Annotated in this window: 7 protein-coding genes; 6 read left to right on the plus strand and 1 reads right to left on the minus strand. The window is 59.9% G+C overall.

Translation table 11 applies throughout. The features are described from left to right. Positions 1–9 precede the first annotated feature (9 nt). The 4 genes from kbaY (at position 10) to V1599_RS21745 (ending at position 5666) form a co-directional block, all read left to right on the plus strand. Entirely contained in the window at positions 10–882 is an 873-nt protein-coding gene (gene kbaY / locus V1599_RS21730; protein WP_112010863.1) for a tagatose-bisphosphate aldolase subunit KbaY, read from the plus strand. A gap of 120 nt (positions 883–1002) precedes the next feature. Then, entirely contained in the window at positions 1003–2574 is a 1572-nt protein-coding gene (gene malX, locus V1599_RS21735; protein WP_395300840.1) for a maltose/glucose-specific PTS transporter subunit IIBC, read from the plus strand. 12 nt (positions 2575–2586) lie between these two features. Beyond that, the gene (locus V1599_RS21740) at positions 2587–3759 is read left to right on the plus strand and encodes a MalY/PatB family protein (RefSeq protein WP_395300841.1); all 1173 of its coding nucleotides are present in this window, start codon (positions 2587–2589) and stop codon (positions 3757–3759) included. 17 nt (positions 3760–3776) lie between these two features. Further along, positions 3777–5666, plus strand: coding sequence for an enterotoxin (locus V1599_RS21745; protein WP_395300842.1), 1890 nt, complete (start codon positions 3777–3779; stop codon positions 5664–5666). A 54-nt stretch (positions 5667–5720) separates the two neighbouring features. Here the strand turns inward: V1599_RS21745 and rsmI are convergent, their stop codons facing one another. After that, the gene (gene rsmI, locus V1599_RS21750; RefSeq protein WP_395300843.1) at positions 5721–6584 is read right to left on the minus strand and encodes a 16S rRNA (cytidine(1402)-2'-O)-methyltransferase; all 864 of its coding nucleotides are present in this window, start codon (positions 6582–6584) and stop codon (positions 5721–5723) included. 62 nt (positions 6585–6646) lie between these two features. Here rsmI and V1599_RS21755 point away from each other — a divergent pair, with 62 nt between their 5' ends. Together V1599_RS21755 and V1599_RS21760 are read left to right on the plus strand one after the other, a co-directional pair. Further along, on the plus strand, positions 6647–8785 hold the full coding sequence (locus V1599_RS21755) for a penicillin-binding protein activator (RefSeq protein ID WP_395300844.1): 2139 nt from the start codon (positions 6647–6649) through the stop codon (positions 8783–8785). Next, positions 8743–9138, plus strand: a complete 396-nt coding sequence (locus V1599_RS21760) for a YraN family protein (protein ID WP_395300845.1) — start codon at positions 8743–8745, stop codon at positions 9136–9138. Before V1599_RS21755 ends, V1599_RS21760 begins: the two co-directional genes overlap by 43 nt. Positions 9139–9159: the final 21 nt, after the last annotated feature.

Raw genomic sequence — 9159 nt, forward strand, 5'->3', positions numbered from 1 at the left:
GACCGCATCATGAGCATTATCTCAACTAAGTACCTTCTGCAGGACGCGCAGGCCAAAGGCTACGCCGTGCCCGCGTTCAACATTCATAACGCCGAGACGATCCAGGCGATCCTCGAAGCGTGCAGCGAAATGCGATCGCCGGTGATCCTCGCCGGCACGCCAGGCACCTTTAAGCACATTGCGCTGGAGGAGATCTACGCCCTGTGCAGCGCCTACTCGCAGACGTACGACATGCCGCTGGCGCTGCACCTCGATCACCACGAGTCGCTGGACGACATTCGCCGCAAGGTGAACGCGGGCGTGCGCAGCGCGATGATCGACGGCAGCCACTATCCGTTCGAGCAAAACGTGAAGCTGGTGAAATCGGTGGTCGATTTCTGCCACCTCAACGACTGCAGCGTAGAGGCCGAGCTGGGCCGCCTGGGCGGCGTGGAGGATGACATGAGCGTCGATGCCGAAAGCGCGTTTCTGACCGATCCGCAGGAGGCGAAACGCTTCGTCGAGCTGACCGGCGTCGATAGCCTGGCCGTCGCCATCGGCACCGCGCACGGGCTCTATACCAGGCGTCCGAAAATCGATTTCCAGCGGCTGGCGGAGATCCGCGAGGTGGTCAGCATTCCGCTGGTGCTGCACGGCGCGAGCGACGTACCGGACGAGGACGTGCGCCGCACCATCGAGCTGGGCGTGTGCAAAGTGAACGTGGCGACCGAGCTGAAAATTGCGTTTGCCGACGCGGTGAAAGAGTGGTTTGCCGAAAACCCGCAGGGCAACGATCCGCGCTACTACATGCGCGTCGGCATGAACGCCATGAAGGAGGTGGTGAAAAGCAAAATCACCGTTTGCGGCTCGGCTAACCGACTGCTGCTACCGGCAGAAGCCTGATCCCATCGCGCATTACGTCAGTACCTAAAAAATAACTATAAGCCTCGCAAATATGAAGGCGCGTTCTTATTCACGACCGCGCCTTCCATTACCATAAAAAAATTCCGAGGAGTACCCTACATGACACAGGAAAAGTCATTTAAATCGAAAGCGTGGGCGTTTTTTCAGAGCCTGGGAAAGACCTTTATGTTTCCGGTCTCCCTTTTGGCGTTTATGGGCCTGCTGCTGGGCATCGGCAGCTCGGTAACCAGCCCTTCCACGATTAAAAGCTTTCCTTTTCTCGGCGGCGAACTCACGCAGCTGACCTTTGGCTTTATCGCCATGGTGGGCGGCTTCGCCTTTACCTATCTTCCGCTGATGTTCGCCATGGCGATCCCCATGGGCCTCGCCAAACGCAATAAGGCCGTGGGCGCGTTTGCCGGGTTTGTTGGCTATATGCTGATGAACATGAGCATCAACTATTACCTGACCGCCACCCACCAGCTCGCCGATGCCGCCACCATGCGCCAGGTGGGCCAGTCCATCGTGCTCGGGATCCAAACTCTGGAGATGGGCGTGCTGGGCGGTATCGTCGTGGGGGTAATCACTTACTTCCTGCACGAGCGATTTCAGGACACGGTTCTGCACGACGCCTTCGCCTTCTTTAGCGGCATCCGCTTCGTGCCGATTATCACCGCTCTCACGCTCTCCCTCGTGGGCCTCTTTATTCCGCTGCTGTGGGAATACGTTGCGATGGGCATCGCCGGAATCGGCCACATCATCCAGAGCACCAGCGTCTTTGGCCCGTTCCTCTACGGCGTCGGCGTGCTGCTGCTCAAGCCGTTTGGCCTGCACCACATCCTGCTGGCAATGGTGCGCTTCACGCCCGCGGGCGGCATCGAGATGGTTAACGGACACGAAGTCGCCGGGGCGCTGAACATTTTCTACGCCGAGCTGAAGGCGGGCCTGCCGTTCAGCCCGCACGTCACCGCGTTCCTGTCGCAGGGCTTTATGCCAACCTTTATCTTTGGCCTTCCGGCGGTCGCCTACGCCATCTATCGCACCGCGCGGCCGGAAAACCGCCCGGTGATTAAGGGCCTGCTGCTCTCCGGCGTGCTGGTGTCGGTGGTGACCGGCATTTCAGAACCGATCGAGTTTCTGTTCCTGTTTATCGCCCCCGCGCTGTACGCCTTCCACATCGTAATGTCCGGCCTGGCGCTGATGGTGATGGCGCTGCTGGGCGTAACCATCGGTAATACCGACGGCGGGATCCTCGACCTGCTGATCTTCGGCGTGATGCAGGGCATGTCGACCAAATGGTACCTGGTGTTCCCGGTCGGCATTGCCTGGTTCGCCATCTACTTCTTCGTCTTCCGCTGGTACATCCTCAGGCACGATATCAAAACGCCGGGACGCGAAGTGGATCCTCAGGGCGCGCTGCAGGCCGTAGAGGCCAACACCCGCGCGCGCGGTAAATCGAAATACGATCACGGGCTGATCCTGCGCGCGCTGGGCGGCAAAGAGAACATTGAGTCGCTCGACAACTGCATCACCCGCCTGCGCCTGGTGGTAAGGGATATGGGGCTTATCGACCAGCAGGCGCTGAAGGAAGCGGGCGCCCTGTCGGTGGTGGTGCTGGATGCGCACAGCGTGCAGGTGATCATTGGTCCGCAGGTACAGAGCGTGAAAACCGGCATTGAAGCGTTAATTTAACAGGGGGTTGGTGTGTTTGATTTCGACAAAATCATTGAGCGCAAAAGCGACAAGTGCCGCAAGTGGGACCACGCGTTCGTCTGCTCGCGCTTCGGCAGCGTCCCGGAGGGGTTTATCCCGCTGTGGATTGCCGACATGGATTTCACCTCGCCGCCCGCGGTGATTGAGGGCTTTCAGCGCATCGTGGAGCACGGCACCTTCGGCTACACGTGGTGCTTCGACGAGTTTTACGACGCGGTGATTAACTTCCAGCAAACGCGCCATCGGGTTGAGGTGGAGAAATCGTGGATTACCCTCACCTACGGCACCGTTTCCACGCTGCACTACACGGTGCAGGCGTTCTGCGCGCCCGGCGACTGCGTGATGATGAACACGCCGGTATACGACCCGTTCGCAATGGCCACGCAGCGCCAGGGCGTGCGGGTGCTCGCGAATCCGCTGCGCGTGGAAGAGAACCGCTATCACCTCGATTTTGACCTGGTTGAAGAGCAGCTCAGGACGCAGCGTCCGAAGCTGTGGTTCTTCTGCTCGCCGCACAACCCTTCGGGCCGGATCTGGCGCGCCGATGAGATCCGCCAGGTCTCCGATCTTTGCCAGCGCTACGGGACGATCCTGGTGGTCGATGAGGTTCACGCGGAACACCTGCTGGACGGCGAGTTCGTCAGCTGTCTGGCATCGGGCTGCGCCGCGCGGGAGAACCTGATCGTGCTGACCTCGCCGAACAAGGCCTTCAACCTCGGCGGCCTGAAAACGTCCTATTCGATGATCCCCGACCCGACCCTGCGCCAGCGCTTTCGCCAGCAGCTGGAGAAAAACTCCATTACCTCGCCCAACATTTTCGGCGTATGGGGAATTATCTTGGCCTACCGGCACGGCCTGCCGTGGCTGGACGCGCTGAACGACTATCTGCGCGGGAACGCGCGCTATCTGGCGGATGCCATCCAGACCCACTTCCCCGCCTGGAAAATGATGAACCCGGAATCATCGTACCTGGCGTGGGTAGACGTCAGCGCGGACGAGCGCAGCGCGACGCAGCTGACGGAACACTTCGCCCGCCAGGCCGGCGTGGTCATTGAAGACGGCAGCCACTACGTGCAAAACGGCGAAAACTACCTGCGCATTAATTTCGGCACCCAGCGCTACTGGCTGGAGCAGTCCATTCAACGAATGCTGACGCATTATTAAATAAGGATCTTGCCCTGATGAAAAACGTGCTCACACTCTCGATGCTTGCCCTGCTGGCTTCACACGGCGCGCTGGCGGCGAACTACGCGCTGGAAAACGACAAGATTGCCCTTTCGTTTGACGATGCCAACGCCGCGGCGGTGGTGAAAGACAAGCTCGCCAATCATCCGCTTGCGCCGCAGGAGCTGTTTTTCCTGACGCTTCCGGATGAAACTAAAATCCACACCGCGGATTTCAAAATCAAAGGCGTGGAAAAACGCGACAACGCCATCGTCATCAACTTCACCCGCCCGGATTTTAACGTGACCGTGGCGCTGAACCTGGTGAAGGGAAAATACGCCAGCATTGATTACACCGTCGCGGCCGTTGGCCAGCCGCGCGAGGTGGCAAAAATCACCTTCTTCCCGACCAAAAAGCAGTCTCAGGCTCCTTACGTTGACGGCGCGATCAACAGCTCGCCGATCGTCGCCGATTCGTTCTTTATCCTGCCGGATAAGCCGATCGTGAACACCTACGCCTACGAGGCCACCACCAATCTGAACGTGGAGCTGAAAACGCCGATCCAGCCCGAGACGCCGGTCAGCTATACCACCTACTTCGGCACGTTTCCGGAAACCAGCCAGCTGCGCCGCAGCGTGAATAGCTTCGTCAACGACGTGCGCCCGCGCCCGTATAAGCCGTACCTGCACTACAACAGCTGGATGGATATCGGCTTCTTTACCCCCTACAGCGAGCAGGACGTGCTCGGGCGAATGGACGAGTGGAATAAGGAATTTATCACCGGGCGCGGCGTGGCGCTGGATGCGTTCCTGCTTGACGACGGCTGGGACGATCTTACCGGCCGCTGGCTGTTTGGCCCGGCGTTCAGCAACGGCTTTGGCAAGGTGAAGGAAAAAGCCGACAGCCTGCACAGCTCGGTCGGCCTGTGGCTCTCGCCGTGGGGCGGCTACAACAAGCCGCGCGACGTTCGCGTCTCCCACGCCAAAGAGTACGGTTTCGAAACGGTGGACGGCAAGCTGGCGCTGTCTGGCCCGAACTACTTTAAGAACTTTAATGAGCAGATCGTTAAGTTGATTAAAAACGAGCACATTACCTCGTTCAAGCTGGACGGCATGGGGAACGCCAACTCGCACATCAAGGGCAGTCCGTTTGCCTCCGATTTTGACGCCTCAATCGCACTGCTGCACAACATGCGCAGCGCGAATCCGAACCTGTTCATCAACCTGACCACCGGTACCGACGCCAGCCCGTCCTGGCTGTTCTACGCCGATTCCATCTGGCGGCAGGGCGACGATATCAACCTGTACGGCCCCGGCACGCCGGTGCAGAAGTGGATGACCTACCGCGATGCCGAAACCTATCGCTCCATCGTGCGCAAAGGCCCGCTGTTCCCGCTGAACTCGCTGATGTACCACGGGATCGTCAGCGCTGAACACGCCTATTACGGGCTGGAGAAAGTACAGACGGATAGCGATTTTGCCGATCAGGTGTGGAGCTATTTCGCCACCGGCACCCAATTGCAGGAGCTGTACATTACCCCGTCAATGCTGAACAAGGCGAAGTGGGACACGCTGGCGAAAGCGGCGAAGTGGTCGCGGGATAACGCCAGCGTGCTGGTCGACACCCACTGGATTGGCGGCGACCCGACGGCGCTTGCGGTTTACGGCTGGGCATCGTGGAGCAAGGACAAAGCTATCCTCGGCCTGCGCAACCCGTCGGACAAACCGCAAAGCTACTATCTGGATCTGACGAAAGACTTTGAGATCCCGACGGGAGAGGCGGCGCAGTTCAGCCTGAAGGCGGTGTACGGCAGCAATTCAACCGTGTCGACCGAGTATAAAAAACCGGTGGTCATTACCCTGCAGCCGCTGGAGACGCTGGTGTTTGAGGCGCTGCCATTGAAATAGACAGGAAGGCCGGGTAACGCGCAGACGCTATCCGGCAAATCGACAGCAGGGGACTTACTCCCCCTGCTGCTCCAGTGCATATTTATACAGCGCGTTCTTCTTCACGCCGTGGATCTCCGCGGCCAGCGCGGCGGCCTTCTTGAGCGGGAGTTCAGCCTGCAGCAGCGCCAGCGTGCGCAGCGCGTCGGCTGGCAGGGAATCCTCCTGTGCTTTATGACCCTCAACGATCAGCACCATCTCGCCCTTGCGGCGGTTTTCGTCTTCCTTCACCCATGCGAGCAGCTCCCCTACCGGCGCGCCGTGGATGGTTTCCCAGGTTTTGGTCAGCTCGCGCGCCAGCACCACGTAGCGGGATCCGCCCCAGACCGTCACCATATCTTCCAGGCTTTCCAGCAGGCGGTGGGTGGATTCGTAAAAAATCAGGGTGCGCGGTTCGGCTTCGAGCGCTTTTAACACGTCGCGACGGCCTTTGGATTTGGCGGGCAGGAAGCCTTCATAGCAGAAGCGATCGGACGGCAGGCCCGCGGCGCTTAGCGCGGCAATGGCGGCGCACGGACCCGGCAGCGGCACCACGCGGATGCCCGCTTCGCGGCAGGTGCGCACCAGATGATAGCCCGGATCGTTGATAAGCGGCGTTCCGGCATCGGAAACCAGCGCGATGTTTTGCCCCTCTTTCAGCTTTGCCACCAGCGTTTCGGCTTTTTGTTGCTCATTGTGATCGTGCAGGGCAAACAAGCGGGCGTTAATTGCGAAGTGTTGGAGGAGTAAACCTGTGTGGCGGGTATCTTCAGCGGCAATTAAATCAACAGCTTGCAGTACGGTGAGCGCACGTTGGGTAATATCAGACAAATTCCCGATAGGAGTAGGTACAATATAAAGCTGGCCTTGAGAATTATCTGCCGATTCGTGTTGTTTCATTGTTTCGTCCGTATTGCCGATTTAATATTGAGCATTGCGTAAAAAAAATCACTGGATACAGTATGGTACCGTTAACGTTTCTTCGAAAAAAAGCCGCGCGCAGCGTGCCTGTTCTGCTGGCAGCCCTGATCTTTGCAGGCTGTGGCACCCAGGCGCCGGACCAGAGCGCTGCCCATATGCAGGGCGCAGCCCAGGCTGACTCCGGCTATTACCTGCAGCAAATGTCGCAGAGTTCAAATGATACCAAGACCAACTGGCAATTACTCGCCATTCGTGCACTGCTGAAAGAGGGCAAGACCGCGCGGGCCGCTGAGCTGTTTAACCAGCTTCCGCAGGATCTGAACGATACGCAGCGCCGCGAGCAAAGCCTGCTCTCCGCCGAGCTGAAGGTCGCGCAGAAAGAGTATGACGGGGCGAAGAAGATCCTCGGCACCATCGATATTAGCGCGCTGGATAAAAACCAGCAGGCCCGCTTCTGGCAGGCAGGCATTACCGCCGAGCAGGGCCGCCCTTCCCTGCAGCTTCTCCGCGCGCTGATCGCGCAAGAACCGCTGCTCGCGGGGAAAGACAAGCAGCAAAACATTGACGCCACCTGGCAGGCCCTCTCCTCCATGACGCAGGAACAGGCGCAGGCGCTGGTGATCAACGCTGATGAAAACGTCCTGCAGGGCTGGCTGGATTTGCAGCAGATGTGGTTTAACAACCGCAGCGATCCGAAGATGCTGAAAGCCGGGATTACCGACTGGCAGACCCGCTATCCGCAAAACCCTGGAGCAAAAATGCTGCCGACGCAGCTGGTGAACGTGCAGAACTTCAGGCCTGCCTCCGCCAGCAAAATCGCGCTTCTGCTGCCGCTGAACGGCCAGGCGGCGGTATTTAGCCGCGCCATCCAGCAGGGTTTTGAGGCTGCCAAAAACGGCACCACTGCCGTCACGGGCAGCGCCGTACCGATGCAGGCCGCGCAGGCGGCCAACGTGAACGACGTGGTAAGCCCGTCCGCCGCAGAAACCAGTGATTTGACCGCCGCTCAGGCTCCGGCGCAGGGAACGATGCAAAACCCGGTCACCGCGCCAACGACCCAGCCGTCGACAGCCCCGACGCCTGCTGCTCCGGTTCAGGCTCAGGCTCCGGCTAACACCCAGGCCGCACCGGCCGCCGAGCCCTCCGCAGCGGAACAACCTCAGCCCGCGGCACAGCCTCAGGCGCCGGTCACCACCAGCGCCAACCCGGGTGCCGAGCTGAAGATCTATGACACCAGCGCTCAGCCGCTGGATCAGGTTCTCGCCCAGGTTCAGAAAGACGGTGCCAGCATCGTCGTTGGCCCGCTGTTGAAAAACAACGTGGAGGAGCTGATGAAGAGCAATACCACGCTGAACGTGCTGGCGCTCAACCAGCCGGAACAGGTGCAGAACCGCGCCAACATCTGCTACTTCGCCCTCTCTCCGGAAGATGAAGCCCGCGACGCGGCGCGCCATATCCACGAGCAGGGCAAACAGGCTCCGCTGCTGCTGTTGCCTCGCAGCGCGCTGGGCGATCGCGTCGCCAGCGCCTTTGCCGACGAGTGGCAGAAGCTGGGCGGCGGCATCGTGCTGCAGCAAAAATTCGGCTCGGCCAACGAGCTGCGCGCGGGCGTGAACGGCGGCGCGGGTATCGCGCTGAACGGCAGCCCGGTGACCGCCAGCCTGCCGCAGCAGCAGAGCGTGACCATCGGCGGCCTGACCATCCCTGCGCCACCGTCCGACGCGCAGATTAGCGGCGGCGGCAAGGTGGACGCGGCCTACATCGTCGCCACGCCGGAAGAGATTGCCTTTATCAAACCGATGATTGCCATGCGTAACGGCAGCCAGAGCGGTGCAACGCTCTACGCCAGCTCCCGCAGCGCGCAGGGCACCGCGGGCCCGGACTTCCGTCTGGAGATGGATGGCCTGCAGTACAGCGAAATCCCGATGCTGGCAGGCAGCAACCCGCAGCTGATGCAGCAGGCGCTCGGCGCGGTACGTAACGATTACTCGCTGGCGCGCCTTTACGCGATGGGCGCCGACGCGTGGGCGCTGGCCAACCACTTCAGCCAGATGCGTCAGGTGCCGGGCTTTGAGCTTAACGGCAATACCGGCGATCTGACTGCAACCCAGGACTGCGTGATCAACAGGAAGTTATCATGGCTCAAATACCAGCAGGGGCAGATCGTCCCGGCCAGTTAAGCCGAAAAGAGACCGGCGACGCGTGGGAGCTCAAAGCGCGCCGCTGGCTTGAAGGCAAAGGACTGCGCTTTATCGCCGCCAACGTCCGCGGGCGCGGCGGCGAGATTGACCTCATCATGAAGGACGGTCGGGTGACCGTGTTTGTTGAAGTACGCTACCGACAGTCGTCCCGTTTTGGCGGTGCTGCCGCCAGCGTGACGCTCGCCAAACAACATAAATTATTACAGACTGCCCACTTGTGGCTTGCCCGCCATAATGGGAGTTTTGATACTGTGGATTGCCGGTTCGATGTGGTAGCCTTCACCGGAAATGAGATCGACTGGCTTAAAAACGCTTTTGGCGAAGACGCATAAATAAGATTTAAAAGGGATAAC

It is taken from the genome of Enterobacter sp. ECC-175, from assembly GCF_043968675.1.
Taxonomy (GTDB): domain Bacteria; phylum Pseudomonadota; class Gammaproteobacteria; order Enterobacterales; family Enterobacteriaceae; genus Enterobacter.

Excerpts from the sequence above, each read along its gene's own strand:
- rsmI (WP_395300843.1), bottom strand. The coding sequence starts at position 6,584 with ATGAAACAACACGAATCGGCAGATAATTCTCAAGGCCAGCTTTATATT.
- kbaY (WP_112010863.1), top strand. The coding sequence starts at position 10 with ATGAGCATTATCTCAACTAAGTACCTTCTGCAGGACGCGCAGGCCAAA.
- V1599_RS21745 (WP_395300842.1), top strand. The coding sequence starts at position 3,777 with ATGAAAAACGTGCTCACACTCTCGATGCTTGCCCTGCTGGCTTCACAC.
- V1599_RS21760 (WP_395300845.1), top strand. The coding sequence starts at position 8,743 with ATGGCTCAAATACCAGCAGGGGCAGATCGTCCCGGCCAGTTAAGCCGA.
- V1599_RS21755 (WP_395300844.1), top strand. The coding sequence starts at position 6,647 with ATGGTACCGTTAACGTTTCTTCGAAAAAAAGCCGCGCGCAGCGTGCCT.
- malX (WP_395300840.1), top strand. The coding sequence starts at position 1,003 with ATGACACAGGAAAAGTCATTTAAATCGAAAGCGTGGGCGTTTTTTCAG.